General features: G+C 68.4%; 13 protein-coding genes. 7 read left to right on the top strand and 6 right to left on the bottom strand.

What is annotated here, in order from left to right; translation table 11 throughout:
* Positions 1–71: 71 nt before the first annotated feature.
* On the bottom strand, positions 72–2,186 hold the full coding sequence (locus MC375_RS06280) for a prolyl oligopeptidase family serine peptidase (protein ID WP_242102437.1): 2,115 nt from the start codon (positions 2,184–2,186) through the stop codon (positions 72–74).
* 98 nt (positions 2,187–2,284) lie between these two features.
* A complete protein-coding gene (locus MC375_RS06275) occupies positions 2,285–2,620 on the bottom strand; it encodes a hypothetical protein (protein WP_242102436.1) in 336 nt (111 codons plus the stop codon).
* A gap of 118 nt (positions 2,621–2,738) precedes the next feature.
* Here MC375_RS06275 and MC375_RS06270 point away from each other — a divergent pair, with 118 nt between their 5' ends.
* Positions 2,739–3,320 carry a lipocalin family protein gene (locus MC375_RS06270; protein WP_242102435.1) on the top strand — a complete coding sequence of 194 codons (582 nt, stop codon included), beginning with the start codon at positions 2,739–2,741 and terminating at the stop codon, positions 3,318–3,320.
* Between the two features lie 196 nt (positions 3,321–3,516).
* Here MC375_RS06270 and MC375_RS06265 read toward each other — a convergent pair whose 3' ends face one another.
* A complete protein-coding gene (locus tag MC375_RS06265; protein WP_242102434.1) occupies positions 3,517–4,422 on the bottom strand; it encodes a patatin-like phospholipase family protein in 906 nt (301 codons plus the stop codon).
* On the bottom strand, positions 4,422–5,390 hold the full coding sequence (locus MC375_RS06260; RefSeq protein WP_242102433.1) for a YafY family protein: 969 nt from the start codon (positions 5,388–5,390) through the stop codon (positions 4,422–4,424). Before MC375_RS06260 ends, MC375_RS06265 begins: the two co-directional genes overlap by 1 nt.
* Positions 5,391–5,488: 98 nt before the next feature.
* Between MC375_RS06260 and MC375_RS06255 the strand changes: the two genes are divergently transcribed.
* The 6 genes from MC375_RS06255 to MC375_RS06230 all read left to right on the top strand — a co-directional run bounded on the left by MC375_RS06255 (position 5,489) and on the right by MC375_RS06230 (position 12,188).
* Positions 5,489–6,181, top strand: coding sequence for a hypothetical protein (locus MC375_RS06255; RefSeq protein ID WP_242102432.1), 693 nt, complete (start codon positions 5,489–5,491; stop codon positions 6,179–6,181).
* A 171-nt stretch (positions 6,182–6,352) separates the two neighbouring features.
* Positions 6,353–9,214, top strand: coding sequence for a molybdopterin oxidoreductase family protein (locus MC375_RS06250; RefSeq protein ID WP_242102431.1), 2,862 nt, complete (start codon positions 6,353–6,355; stop codon positions 9,212–9,214).
* Entirely contained in the window at positions 9,211–9,414 is a 204-nt protein-coding gene (locus tag MC375_RS06245) for a hypothetical protein (protein WP_242102430.1), read from the top strand. Before MC375_RS06250 ends, MC375_RS06245 begins: the two co-directional genes overlap by 4 nt.
* Positions 9,411–10,142: a 4Fe-4S dicluster domain-containing protein gene (locus MC375_RS06240; protein ID WP_277929291.1), complete on the top strand. Its 732-nt coding sequence runs from the start codon at positions 9,411–9,413 to the stop codon at positions 10,140–10,142. The genes MC375_RS06245 and MC375_RS06240 overlap by 4 nt, the downstream gene beginning before the upstream one ends.
* A 76-nt stretch (positions 10,143–10,218) precedes the next feature.
* Positions 10,219–11,181: a DmsC/YnfH family molybdoenzyme membrane anchor subunit gene (locus MC375_RS06235; protein WP_242102429.1), complete on the top strand. Its 963-nt coding sequence runs from the start codon at positions 10,219–10,221 to the stop codon at positions 11,179–11,181.
* Between the two features lie 137 nt (positions 11,182–11,318).
* Entirely contained in the window at positions 11,319–12,188 is an 870-nt protein-coding gene (locus MC375_RS06230; RefSeq protein WP_242102428.1) for a DUF481 domain-containing protein, read from the top strand.
* A 42-nt stretch (positions 12,189–12,230) separates the two neighbouring features.
* Here MC375_RS06230 and hemC read toward each other — a convergent pair whose 3' ends face one another.
* On the bottom strand, positions 12,231–13,133 hold the full coding sequence (gene hemC / locus MC375_RS06225) for a hydroxymethylbilane synthase (RefSeq protein WP_242102427.1): 903 nt from the start codon (positions 13,131–13,133) through the stop codon (positions 12,231–12,233).
* Between the two features lie 84 nt (positions 13,134–13,217).
* Positions 13,218–13,946 carry a LytTR family DNA-binding domain-containing protein gene (locus MC375_RS06220; RefSeq protein ID WP_242102426.1) on the bottom strand — a complete coding sequence of 243 codons (729 nt, stop codon included), beginning with the start codon at positions 13,944–13,946 and terminating at the stop codon, positions 13,218–13,220.
* Positions 13,947–13,949 lie beyond the last annotated feature (3 nt).

Here is a 13,949-nt window from a genome sequence, read left to right as displayed (position 1 = left end):
TGTTGATTGAGACGGTCATCAAGACGCCGGCACGCAGCTTGCGTGGGGCGACGACCCGGCTCCGCCGGCGGTCATTCGCCGAGCTGTTGCCAGAGGAAGGTATAGGCGAGTGCCTGCATGTGCGCGGCCTGCTTGTTGTCGGCGGCGCCGCCATGCCCACCTTCGATGTTCTCGTAGTAGCGCACGTCCTTCTGCGCCGCCGCCATCTTCGCCATCATCTTGCGCGCATGGCCGGGATGGACGCGGTCGTCCAGGGTGGAGGTGGTGAACAGCACCGGCGGATAATCCTTTGCAGGATCGAACAGGTGGTAGGGCGAGAACTTCTGGATGAAGGCCCACTCCTCCGGCTTGTCCGGATCGCCGTACTCGGCCATCCATGAAGCGCCCGCGAGCAGTTGGTTGTAACGCTTCATGTCCAGCAGCGGCACCTGGACCACGATCGCGCCGAACTGGTCCGGATACTGGGTGAGCATATTGCCCATCAGCAGGCCGCCGTTGCTGCCGCCCTGGGTGCCCAGGTGCGCGGGCGAGGTGATCTTGCGATCCACCAGGTCCTGCGCCACGGCCGCGAAGTCCTCGTAAGCCTTGTGCCGGTTGGCCTTGAGCGCGGCCTGGTGCCAGCGCGGGCCGTACTCGCCGCCGCCGCGGATATTGGCCAGCGCGAACACGCCGCCCTGCTCCAGCCAGCCTTTGCCGACACCACCCGAGTAGGACGGCGTCATCGATATCTCGAAGCCGCCATAGCCGTACAGCAGGGTCGGCGCGGTGCCGTCCAGAGCGAGATCGCGCGGACGCACCAGGAAGTACGGGACCCGGGTGCCATCCTTCGAGGTGGCGAAATGCTGCTCCATCGTGTGCTTCGAACCATCGAAGAACACCGGGTTGGACTTGAGTTTCTCCGGCGCTGCACCGACCTGCGCCAGCGACAGCGTAGTGGGGGTGAGGAAATCGGTGGCCGTGAGCCAGACCGCCTCGCTCTCGTCCGGATCCACCGCCGACACCGCCAGCGTGCCGATGCCCGGCGCGCCGATGAAGTCGGTGCGCGTCCAGCCGCCCTCTCCCGGCGTGACCACGCTCAGCTGGTTCTTGACGTCCTGAAGCACGTTCAGCACCAGATGCGACCGGGTCCAGTCGAAACCGGCGAGCGAACTGTTCGCGGTGGGCTCGAACAGCACCTCGAACTCGCGCTTGCCAGCCATGAAGTCGTCGAATCTAGTCGCAAGCAGCGAGCCTGCCTGGTAGGTCCTGCCGCCGACTTCCCAGGGTTCGCGCAGTTCCAGGGTCAGCCATTCGCGATGCACCGACTTGTTGGCCGAGTTGGGCGCCTCGATCTTCGCCAGCGTGCCGTCGCCGCGGCGCAGGTACAGCTCGTCGTTGTAGAAGGCGATGGTGCGGCTGACGAAATCGCGCTGGAAGCCCGGCGTGTGGTCGCGCAGCGCGGCGATGTACATGTCGCCCGGCCCGCCTTCGTACACCAGGGTGGCCGATTCCAGCGGGGTCCCGCGCTTCCACTGCTTGACGATGCGCGGATAGCCCGATGAGGTCATCGAACCCGGGCCGAAATCGGTATAGACGTAGACCGTGTCGGCATCGATCCAGCCGAGGCCGCCCTTGGCTTCGGGGCGGAAGAAGCCGTCGCTCACCCACTGCTTGGTCTCGAGGTCGAATTCGCGGGTGACGTCGGCATCCGAGCCGCCAGGCGACAGCGCGATCAGACAGCGCTTGTAATCGGGCTTGAGGCAATCGGCGCCGTGCCAGACCCATTTCTTGCCGTCGGGAATCTGCTCGGCTTCGTTCAACGCGTCCAGATCGATGACGGTTTCCCAGGCAGGCTTGTCCTTGCGGTACTCCTCCAGCGTGGTGCGGCGCCACAGGCCGCGCTGGTGGTGCTTGTCCTTCCAGAAGTTGTAGTAGTAATCGCCGATCTTTTCCACGCCGGGAATCTTGGCGTCGGAGTCCAGGATCGCGAGGATGTCCGCCTCGAGCTGCTTGAACTGCGGCGTGCTGGCCAGCTCGGCTTCGGCCTTGGCGTTCTGCGCGCGGACCCAGTCCAGGGCCTTGTCGCCGCTGACGTCCTCCAGCCAGGCATAGGGGTCGTCGCTGGCGGGGGCTTGGGCATGCGCACCGGCGGCGGCCAGTCCCGCCGCGATCCCTACGGCATGGCAGGCATGGGCAAGCTTGGACATGCGGCGGAGCTCCGGTTCAAGGGCGGGCAACGCTAGCACAGGCGTCCGCACGCATTGGCCTGCCCAAGGTCACGTTCCGGCCCTTGCCGAAGCGACGCTCAGGCCGCGCGTACCGAACGCCGCGCACCGGGACGCAGCGGACGCCGGCGCGCCTGGCCACCCCGCCGGCGCCGCGGCTGCCGGCGCGCGGCGGCCGATGCCGGCCAATGCGGAATCCGGAAGCGATGCAATGCCCAGAGCGCGCTCAACGGCATGCCCAGCAGCCATAACGGCATCCAGCCCAGCCATGCGTTGTGTCCGCGCGCCGCGGGGAACAACAGCACGAGCGTGGCGCCCAGCCACAGCGTCCGCAACACCGCAGCCCGGAGCCGGGGGTCGGGCGAATGGAACAGCGGACGGCGCACCGCGGGTGTCATGGCGAGGACACTGGACATGGCGAAGATCCTTCGGTTGGCGATGCCGTTCAGACTCCTGCACCCCCATCTCACAGCTTGCGACTTAGGCTATGCATCGCCGATCCACCCGGTTTCCCGATCCAGGCACCCCGTCTCCATGACCCGACGCCCCCGATTGCTCCTGCTGTTCGCCGCCATGCTGCTGGGTCTGCTGATGGCGGGCTGCGGCAGTACGCCCGAACGGCATACCGAGCCGCTGGCCTATGTGGATCTGCCGCGGTTCATGGGCACCTGGTACGTGATGGCGCGCATTCCCAACGCGCTCGAACGCGGCCACATGGCCAGTCGCGACGTATACACGTTGCAGCCCGACGGCAAGATCGCGGTGCATTACGTGTATCGCACCGGACCGCGGGAGCCGGAGAAGATGCTGGACATCGTGGCCACCGTGCTGCCCGGCACCGGCAACCGCGAGTGGCGGATGCGCTTCTTCAAGATCGTGCCGACCCGGCAAAGGATCCTGGAGGTCGCGCCGGACGGTTCGTGGGCGCTGATCGATTCGCCCGGACGCGACCTGGCGTGGATCTTCTCGCGCAAGCCGACCATGGACGACGCCCAGTACCTGGCGCTGCGCAAGCGTATGCAGGCGCATGGGATCGATACCGACAAGGTCTGGCGCGTCCCGCATACGGCCGAGGAAGTCGGCCGTCGCGGCTACGACATTCCGAAGAACGAATAGCCGCGCCGCGGGCGTGTATCCGCCGGCGACGGCTTCCAGGCCGGCGCAGCGGCTTGGAGATGGATTGGGTTGGAACATTTGGATCTTGCGCGCCACCGAATAGCGGGTAGCGCGCATGAGACGCTCCACGGCCTTCGGGCGGCTATTGGCGGAAGGCTCGCGACTGACGTCGCTCCTACGATCGCTCCCGCAGGCTTCAATAACCCGCCGCGTCCAACGCCTTGTCCGCCTCGGCGCGGCCGATGGCGATGACTTCGCGTGCGCGCCAGAATTCGTAGAACAGGCAGGCGTCGCGCGGAATCCGGATCACCAGTTCGGGTGGGTCCAGCGCCAGCTGCACGCGCGAGATCTGGGCCTGCATGGTGTCGAGCGAGCGGGCCATGATCTCGGTGAGGCTGATGGCCTCGTCGTCGTCGCGCAGGCGCTGGTCGAGCTGGCGCTCGACCCAGCGGGTGAACCGGTTGCGCCCGGGGTCGCCGTTTTCCGCTTCGCCCTCGGGCGCGGGAGATCCGGGCGGATGCGCCGGCCAGCCATGCATGTCCACCGCGATCAGCCGGTGCGCGTCCGACAGGCGCGTCGCCGCAATGGGCAACGGCGCCAGCAGGCCGCCGTCCACCAGTTCGCGTCCGTGCACTTCGGCCGGAGTGAACAAGCCGGGGATGGCGAACGAGGCCCGGATCGCCTGCCACAATGGCCCGGTGCGCAGCCAGACCTCGCGCTGGCGCAGCAGGTCGACCGCCACGGCGACGAACGGAATCGGCAGCGTCTCGATATCGGGATCGCCCACCACATCGCGCATCGCCCGCACCAGGCGCTGGCCATGGAACAACCCGCCTTGCCCCAGCGCAGGATCGGCGAGCAGGCGCAGGAAGTCGGCGCGGCTCATGCGCTCGAGCTGCTCGCGGAATTCGGACAGCTTGCCTGCGGCGAAGATGCCGCCGACCAGCGCGCCGCTGGAGGAGCCGGCGACCGTGCTGATCCGCAGCCCGCGCGCCTGCAGGGCTTCGATCACCCCGATCTGGGCCAGGCCGCGCGCGCCGCCGGCGCCGAGCGCGAGCGCGACCTTTTCGCCCTGCGCGATCTTCGGGGCTTCGGCCGCCATCAGCGGTCGTAGTTGGACAGCGCGAGCGCCAGCAGCGACTTGGCCTGTTCGCGCAGCGAGGGCGGCTCGACGATCTCGGCGTCGCTGCCGTAATGCAGCACATCCATCAGCAGTTCGCGGGGCGCGCTGTAGGGGATCTTCAGCTCGTAGCGGCCATCGGACAGCATCCGGCCCTGCTGCTGCGAATGCCAGTGCTCGTCGGCCACCCAGCGCGCGGCCTTGGGGCTGAACACGATGGTGGCCCAGCCCTTGGGTTCGCCGGAAAAGATGCCGTAGCTGCCGGCCAGGTGCTGGTTGAGTTCGGCCTCGTCGATGTCACGCGCGGCGGCGTCGAGCACCCGCGCCGCGGCGATGCGGTCCACCGAGAAGCTGCGCAGCGCGTCGCGCTCATGGTCCCAGGCGTCCAGGTACCAGTTGTCGCGGTAATGGGTGACGCGCTGCGGCGACACCGTGCGCCTGGTCTTTTCGTCGGTGGAGCGCGCGCGATAGTCGAACGCGAGCTGCTTGCGGTCCAGCACCGCGCTGGCCACCGCGCGGAAGGCGTGCTCGTCGAGCTTGCGGGTGCGGTGCGGGATCACCCGCACCCGCTCCACCGGCCAGCGCTTGCCTCCGGCCTGTTCGGCCAGCAGCGCCTCGACCCGCCCCTGCAACGGGGCGAGCGCGCTCGAGAGCACCCCACCGCCGGTCCGTGCGAGCAGCTGCTGCGCCGCAAGCAGGGCATGCAGCTCCTCCGAGCTGAGCCACAGACCCGGCAGCTCGAAGCGATCGCCTTCCTTCTGGTCGTAGCGGAAACCGGCCTCACCGTCGCCCACCACCGGCGCCATCAGCGCATCGCGCAGGAAGGCCAGATCGCGGTACACGGTGGCGCGCGAGCAGCCGAGGTCTTCCTGCAGCCGCGGCACCGTCACCGGATAACGCGCGGCCTTGAGAATCCGATGCAGGGCGTTGATGCGTTCGTAACGGTCCATGCGCGGATTATGCCGCGTCGGCCGCCAGGCAGCCGCTTTGCCGTTTGAAGGGAGATGGTGGTCGCGATCGTCGCGTTCCACGCCCGCCGGAGCAGTCCATGACCCGCTATGTCGTCGCCACGAGCGCGATCGTCCTCATCGCCACGCTGGGCGCCTGCAAGGCCTCCTCCCCCGCCGCACCGGTTGCGGACGGCAGCACGGCCGCGACGGCAGCCAGCGGCGAAAGCCGCGAATCCGGCATGGCTGCCACCGCGCAGGCGCTCAACCCGCTGGCCACGCCCAAGGACGCGATGCTGGCCTCGATGAAGGCGTTCCGCGACGTGCGCAGTTACCACGCCAGCATGCGCATGGAGGGCGGTCCGGAAGGGGTGATGACCAATGAAATGGACTTCGTCGCCCCGGACCGCTACCGCATCACCATGAAGAGCCGCGGCATGGAAGTGCACAACGTGCGTATCGGCAACGACACCTGGATGACCATGAACGGCCGGACCAGCAAGGTCACCATGCCGCCGGGGACCATGGACCAGTGGCAGGACATCATGCACAAGAGCCAGGAAACGATGGACGTGGAGGCGCAGGGCCGCGAAACCATCGACGGCGTGCCCACCCGCAAGTACCTGATCCACCAGACCGATCCCAAGCCCAGTGACGTGACGGTCTGGATCAACAGCGACGATCTCGTCCACCAGGCGCGGATGCAGAGCGATTACCAGGGTACGCCGATCACCACCACGATCCGCTACACCCGCTACAACGACCCGGCGATCACGATCGACCCGCCGCAGTAATCATTCGGGAACCTGTGGGAGCGGCCTTGGCCGCTCCCACAAGGTCGCTCCCGCCGGGGACGCATGCGGCACAATGTGCACCATGCGCAAACCGCAGCTCAATCTGTCGCCCTCGCCCGGCGACGAGGTCAAGACCACGACCTGCGTGTGTGCGCGCGCCGGCAGGTGCGCATGAGGCAGCCCATCCTCAATCTGTCGCCTTCGCCCGGCGACGAGGTCAAGACCACGACCTGCTACATGTGCGCATGCCGCTGCGGCATCAAGGTGTGGCTGCAGGACGGGCAGATCCGCTATATCCAGGGCAATCCCGCACACCCGGTCAACAAGGGCGTGCTGTGCGCCAAGGGCGCGAGCGGGATCATGCAGCACTATTCGCCCGCCCGGCTGAGCAAGCCACTGTTGCGCACTGGCGAGCGCGGCAGCGGCGAGTTCAGGGAAATCGAGTGGGAAGAAGCGCTGCAGATCGCGACTGCCTGGCTGGCGCCGATCCGCGAGCGCAATCCCGACGAGCTGGCCTTCTTCACCGGCCGCGACCAGTCGCAGGCCCTGACCGGCTGGTGGGCGCAGCAGTTCGGCACGCTCAACTACGCCGCGCATGGCGGCTTCTGTTCGGTGAACATGGCCGCGGGCGGGTTGTACACGCTCGGCGGCAGCTTCTGGGAATTCGGCGAACCCGACTGGGAGCACACCCGGCTGCTGATGCTCTGGGGCGTGGCCGAGGACCACGACTCGAATCCGATCAAGCTCGGCCTGGGCAAGCTCAAGGGGCGTGGCGCGAAGATCATCGCGGTCAACCCGGTGCGCACCGGCTACGGCGCGATCGCCGACGAATGGATCGGCATCCGTCCCGGCACCGACGGGTTGTTCGCGTTCGCGCTGATCCATGAACTGCTGCGATCGGATCGCATCGACCTGGACTTCCTGGTGCGCTACGCGAACGCGCATTGGCTCGTGGTCAGCAATCCGGGCGGCGCGGACGATGGGCTGTTCGCGCGCAACGAAGGGGGCGATGTGCTGTGCTGGGATCGCGACGACGCGCGCCCCGCACGCGCCGATGCCATCGGCATCTCGCCGGCGATCGTCGGCGAATACACCCTGCCCGACGGGCATCGCGCCGTGCCGGTGTTCCAGCTCGTCGCAGAGCGCTATCTCGATCCGCAGTATTCGCCCGACGCGGTCAGCGAGCGTTGCGGCATCCCGGCCCACACGATCCGGCGGATCGCACGAGAACTCGCTGAAGCTGCCTTCGAATCGAATCTCTCGCTGCCCATCGCCTGGACCGATGCCTGGGGCCGCGAGCATGCGCAGATGGTCGGCCGCCCGGTGTCGATGCACGCCATGCGCGGGATCAGCGCGCACAGCAATGGCTTCCACACCTGCCGTGCGCTGCATCTGCTGCAGCTGTTGCTGGGCGCGGTGGATGCGCCTGGCTCGTTCCGTTTCCAGCCGCCGTATCCCAAGCCGATCCCACCGCCCAACCGGCCGGGCCGGACGCGCCGGGACGACGGCACCCTGGACGCACCGCCACTCGGCTTCGTGCACGGACCCGAAGATCTCGTCGTCGATGCCGATGGCCAGCCGCGCCGTATCGACCACGCCTTCTCATGGGCGTATCCGCTCTCCGCGCACGGCATGCTGCACACGGTGATCCGCAACGCGCACGCGGGCGATCCGTACAGGATCGACACGTTGCTGATGTTCATGGCCAACATGAGCTGGAACTCGGCCATGAACACGCGTCAGACCATGCACTGGCTGACCGACAAGGACGAAGCCGGCGACTACCGGATCCCGCACATCATCTATTCCGATGCCTATGCCTCGGAGATGGTCGCCTACGCCGACCTGGTGCTGCCGGACACGACCTACCTGGAACGCTTCGACGCGATCAGCCTGCTCGACCGGCCGATCTCCGACGCCGACGCCGCCAGCGACGCAATCCGGCATCCGGTGTTCGAACCGGCCACGCAGCCCGACGACCAGGGGCGCCCGCGCGACGTGCGCGGCTTCCAGTCGGTGCTGCTCGACCTGGGCGCACGCCTGGGCCTGCCTGGCATGGTGCACGCCGACGGCTCGGCGCGGTACCGCGACTACGCCGACTACATCGTCCGCCACGAACGCGCGCCCGGCGTCGGCCTGCTGGCCGGCTGGCGCGGCGCCGAGGGCGACGAGGAAGGCAAGGGCGCGCCGAATCCGGAACAGCTGCAGCGCTATATCGAGCACGGCGGCTTCTGGCACGCGCCGGTGCCCGAATCGGCGCGCTATTTCAAGATGGCCAACCGCGACTACCTGCAATGGGCGCAGCGGTTCGGCTTCGTCGGCGCGACCGAACCGATCGTGCTGCAGCTGTACTCGGAAACCCTGCAGAAATTCCGGCTCGCCGCGCAGGGCCATGGCGAACACCAGCCGCCGCAGGCGCACCGCGCACGGGTGGAGATGTATTTCGATCCGCTGCCGATCTGGTATGAGCCGTTCGAGCACGACCAGACCTCGCGCGAGCGGTTCCCGCTGAACGCGGTCACCCAGCGCCCGATGTTCATGTACCACGCCTGGGGTTCGCAGAACGCCTGGCTGCGCCAGATCGCCGCACGCAATTATCTGTACCTGCATCCGGCCACCGGCGAACAGCACGGGATCGCCGACGAAGACTGGATCACGGTGTCATCGCACCACGGCAGCATAACGGTGCAGGCGAAGTTCGCATCCAATGTGCAGCCGGGCACGGTCTGGACCTGGAACGCGATCGGCAAGCGGCGCGGCGCGTGGAAGCTGGCCAAGGATGCACCGGAAGCGGCGCAGGGCTTCCTGCTCAACCATCTGATTTCCGACCTCACTCCGCGCGGCGATTACGCCAACGCCGATCCGGTCACCGGACAGGCCGCGTGGTTCGACCTGCGCGTGGCGATCGGCAAGGCGCCAGCGCAGTCCGAGGTGTCGCAGCCGCAGTTCGCGCCGCTGCACGCGCATCCGGCAGATGACCGACCGCTGCGCTACGGCGCCAGCTTGCGCCGCCGCAACAGGACCGGCCCATGAACGTACTGCGCATCCTGGCCGGCTGGGCCTGCATCGTGGCCGCGCTGGCGTTGATCGTGCTGTTCGCACTCGGCGGCGCGTCCGGCGTATCCGCGCCGGCTTCGCCTGCACTGATGGCGCACTTGCCGCTGGTTGCGGTCGGTCTGGCACTGCTGGCCGTAGGGGTGTGGCTGCTGAAGAAGGGAAAGCCCTCGCGATGACCGCCCTGCCGCCGCCATCGACGAAGAAGCTCGGCCTCGTGATCGACCTGGACACCTGCGTCGGTTGCCATGCCTGCGCCACCAGCTGCAAGGAATGGAACGCCGGCGGCATCGCCGGGCCGCTCACCGACGAACGTCCTTACGGCAAGGACCCGCAGGGCGTGTGGTTCAACCGCGTACACAGCTACGAAGTGGCCGAAAGCCCGGCGCAGCCGGCGATCACCCTGCACTTCCCGCGTTCGTGCCTGCACTGCGAGACCCCGGCCTGCGTCACCGTGTGCCCCACCGGCGCCAGCTACAAGCGCGCCGAAGACGGGATCGTGCTGGTGGACGAGGACAAGTGCATCGGCTGCAAGCTGTGCAGCTGGGCCTGCCCCTACGGCGCGCGCGAATACAGCGAGGTCGAGGGCGTGATGAAGAAGTGCACGCTCTGCGTCGACCGGATCTACAACGAACATCTGGACGAAAGCGAGCGGCAGCCCGCCTGCGTGCAAGCCTGTCCCACGCGCGCGCGCCATTTCGGCGACCTGGGCGATCCCGACTCGGACGTGTCGAAGCTGGTCGCCGAGCGCGGCGGTGTGGCCCTGATGCCGGAACTCGGCTATGCGCCAGTCAACCGCTATCTGCCGCCGCGTCCGCGGCGAGGCGGCGCCGCAGCAGTCGCCGAAGAGCCGGAGCCGGAAGATTCCGGCGTCGGCCGCTGGTTGAACCGCATCCTGCGGCGGTGACCGGCGCGGCCGCCTGCCAGCGCCCGCGCGCATCCTGACCGCATCCTTCCTTCGCACCTCCATCCGCGACCGCGCCGTGCATCCAGCCCTTTCCGTCATCCTGTTCACCACCCTGTCCGGCGCCGGCTACGGCCTGCTGATCTGGACCGCGCTCGTCGCGCTGTATGCGCGGCCGGGCGATGCCGGCGGACTGCTGGTGTGCGCGCTCACCGGCCTGGTGCTGGCGACCGTCGGCCTGCTCAGTTCGATGCTGCACCTGGGCAAACCGGTGCGCGCCTGGCGCGCCTTCTCGCAGTGGCGCACCTCCTGGCTGTCGCGGGAAGGGGTGATGGCAGTGGTCACCTACATTCCCGCGCTGCTGCTGGCCGGCATGGCCTGGCTCGAATGGCTCGATCCCGAGTCCGTCGTTTTTCGCTCGTCCGGACCGACGGTCGCAGTGCTCGTCATCGCCCTGGCCACCATCGCCTGCGCCCTGGCGACGATCGTCTGCACCGCGATGATCTACGCCTCGCTCAAGCCGATACCTGCCTGGCGCCACCGGCTGGTCGTCCCGGTCTACCTGGTCTTCGCGCTGCTGGGCGGCCTGGCGCTGCTGGCAGCGATCCTGTCCGCAGCTGCCGCTCTGCCTGCGATGCGCATCGTCGCCACGGCGCTGGCGCTGTTGGCGACCCTCGCGGCCGGGCTCAAGCTGGGCTATTGGCGCGCCCTCGACCGGACGCAACTGCCCGCCGATCGCGGCGACGCGGTCGGGCTGCCGGGACGTGCGGTCTCGGTCTTCGAGCGTCCGCATACCGAAGCCAGCTACATCACGCGCGAAATGGCGTTCGTGGTCGCGCGCCGGCATGCGCGGCGATTGCGTGCGCTGGCGCTGCTGCTGTTCACTGGCGTGCCGTTGCTGGCCGTCTATCTGACGATGCACGCCGGGCTGGAGGCGAGCTGGGGCTGGGGCGCGGCCGCGGCGGCGATCCTGGCAGGCAGCTTCGTCGAGCGTTGGCTGTTTTTCGCCCAGGCACGGCACATGGTCACGCTGTACTACTGAGGGGCCCGCAGCGTCGGGCGGCCGGTCCCTGCGCAATCGTCGAAGCGTGAACCGCGTGCGCGCGTGGACCGCCGCCGGCGGTGGAATTTGTCGTGATGGGCCGGCAGAATGGGGTTGTAACCGCTTCCAGCCTGTCCATGCTTGCCTCGCTCTGGCTCGTGGTCGCCGGTCTTCCGGTCTTCCAGCAGCCTTTCGCCGCCGTCCCCGAACAGCCTGCCGCGATCGCGCTCGCCGCGGGCGAGGTCTCGCTGCGTCGGCCCTGCCTGCGGCTGACGTGCGTGGGCGCCGAGTGGGAACCGCCGGCACCGGCCACGACCTACGCCTACCGCGATGACGAGCAGCCGGTGGTGCGTTCCACGCTTCCGGGCGAGCAACGCGGCGGCACCGCACTCCAGGTTGCGGTCTCCCGTCCTGACTGGATCTACCAGCGCGTGGATTACAGCCGTGCCGTCACCGGTTACGGCATCGCCCCGATCCGCAATGGCGACACCACGCTGCAGATCGAGGCCGGCACCGGCGTGCGACTGCAGCCCTACCTGGACAAGGGAACCGCGAAACTGGGGCCGATCGCCCGCGGCCGGGTCCTGCTGGAGCAGCGCATCGGCGAAAACGCCGACCTCAAGCAGGAGCTGGTGATCGAAACCGGGCGCGCCAATACCTATGTGCATAACGCGCTGGGGGTGGACATGCGCCTGATGCCCCAGCTGCGCCTGAATTCCGGCCTGCAGATCGAGCACGACAGCGCCGGCGATGGCGGTCGCGGCAGCACCGACATGCTCGGCAACCTGACCATGCAGCGCGATTTCGGCAAGCGCGCATCCTTGACCCAGCAGGTCCTGGTCGAGGCCGGCGACCAGGGCATGCAGCTGCGCAGTGCGATCGGCCTGCAAATGCTGCTGCGCCCGGAATGGACCCTGTCCACCCGCCTGGAACAGCTTCGCGACGACACGACGAACGACGGCGCGCCTTCGACCCAGGGCAGCTTCCAGCTGCGCCGCACCTTCTAGCAACCCCGGACACGGTGAAAACGCGCGCGGCACGCACTCACGTTAGAGCAGGGCGCCGGCACCATCCTCAAGCAGCAGCCCCGCCACGCGCCGGCCCAGCGCTTCCGGATCACCCCTATCGCCCTGCCCGTCCGCGCGCACGATGCGTCCGTCGCCCGCATCGCCCACCAGGCCGTGCAATCGCAACTGTCCGGCCTGCAATGCGGCAAAGGCCGCGATCGGCACCTGGCAGCTGCCATCGAGCGCGCGGTTGAGGGCGCGCTCGGCCTCGACGCAGGTGCGCGTGGCGGCGTCGTCCAGCACGGACAGCAGCACGTGGGTGGCGTCATCGCCTTCCCGGCATTCCACCGCGATCGCGCCCTGCGCCGGCGCGGGCAACCAGTCGGGAGCATCGAGCCGGGCACGGATACGCGCCTCGAAGCCGAGCCGCTGCAATCCGGCGCAGGCCAGCACGATCGCGTCGTAGTCGCCCGCATCGAGCTTGGCCAGGCGGGTGTTGACGTTGCCGCGCAGGTCGAGCAGCTGCAGGTCGGCGCGGCGCGCGCGCAGCTGCGCCTGCCGGCGCAGCGAGGACGTGCCCACGCGCGCGCCTGGCGGCAGCGCATCGATGCCGGTGTAGCCGTTGCTGACGAAGGCATCGGCATGGTCGGCGCGCGCCAGGATCGCCGGCAGGGCGAAGTCCGGTTCCAGCGCCATCGGCACGTCCTTGAGCGAATGCACGGCGCAGTCGGCGTGGCCGCGCTGCATCGCCTCTTCCAGTTCCTTCAGGAACAGTCCCTTGCCGCCGATCGCCGATAGCGAACGATCCAGAACTTCGTCCCCGCGGGTCGACAGCGGCACCAGCTCGATCGCCAGGTCCGGGTGCGCCGCGCGCAGACGCGCGGCGACGTGTTCGGTCTGCCACAGGGCGAGCGGGCTCTTGCGGGTGGCGATGCGAAGAAGCACGGGATTCGGGATTGGGGATTGGGGATTGCTAGCGGATTCTAGCGGTCGCCCGCTTTCGCGAATCCCGAATCCCGAATCCCGGCATCAAAGATGCTTCACCGTCTCGCGCACCTGGCCGACGCAGCGTCGGCTGACCTCCAGCGGCTCGCGGCCGTGGCGCAGGATCGCGTGCACGTGGCCGTCGGCGGCGCGGCGCAGTTCGACCAGCTCGTGGCGCGCCACCAGGCAATTGCGGTGGATGCGCACGAAGCGCTCGCCGAATTCCTCCTCCAGCGATCTGAGCGACTCCTCGATCAGGTCCTCGCCACGTGCGTGATGCACCACCACGTATTTCTCTTCGGCCTGCAGGTAGTGCACATCGTCGACCGGAATCAGGCGCAGCGAGCCGCGCATGCGCGCGCACAGATGGGTGCGACGCTTGCCCGCGCCCGGTTCCTCGGCGGTGCGACGCCCCGCCATGAAGCGCCGCGCGCGCTCGAGCGCGCCCGCCAGGCGCTCCGGACGCACCGGCTTGACCAGATAGTCGACCGCCGCGGCCTCGAATGCAGAGAGCGCGTGCGCGTCGTAGGCGGTGCAGAACACCACCGCCGGGCGCGGTTCGAAGGCGGCCAGATGGCGCGCGGTCTCCAGCCCGTCGATGCCGGGCATCGCGATGTCCAGCAGCACGACGTCGGGCATGTGTTCGGCACAGGCATGCAGGGCGCTGTGGCCATCGGTGGCCTCGGCCACGACTTCCACATCCGGCTGCTCGGCCAGCAGGCTGCGCAGGCGTTCGCGCGCCAGCGGCTCGTCGTCGGCGATGACCACTTTCATGCC

This window comes from Lysobacter sp. M2-1 (genome assembly GCF_022662495.1).
In the GTDB taxonomy this organism is placed as follows: domain Bacteria; phylum Pseudomonadota; class Gammaproteobacteria; order Xanthomonadales; family Xanthomonadaceae; genus JAKPBU01.
The sequence above is the reverse complement of the archived record's forward strand: the minus strand, read 5'-3'. Positions and strand labels throughout refer to the sequence as shown.